Genomic DNA, 232 nt, shown 5'->3' on the forward strand with positions numbered 1-232 from the left:
CCTTCTGATGTGTGAAAATCCGAAACCTGTTGATTGGTTTCGGATTTTTTATGCGTATAGCCCATGCTCTCGACTTCCTCCACGCCAGCAATGCCGCTCAGTTTGAGTCACTCTCCGACCTCATTTCTCCCGAGCTCATCACGACGCTGCTCGCCGAAGAGGATATCGCGACCCTGCGTCGTCGCCGCATGCCCATGGAGCGTTTGGTCTGGGCCATCATCGGCATGGCTAT

1 protein-coding gene is annotated in these 232 nt (G+C 54.7%); it reads left to right on the plus strand.

Annotated elements, in window-relative coordinates:
• Positions 1 to 50: 50 nt before the first annotated feature.
• A partial coding sequence (locus tag L972_RS18280; RefSeq protein ID WP_197058109.1) for a transposase domain-containing protein occupies positions 51 to 232 on the plus strand: 182 nt, incomplete at its 3' end.

Origin of the sequence: Aeromonas sp. ZOR0001 (assembly GCF_000801015.1) — a bacterium.
Lineage (GTDB): Bacteria > Pseudomonadota > Gammaproteobacteria > Enterobacterales > Aeromonadaceae > Aeromonas > Aeromonas veronii.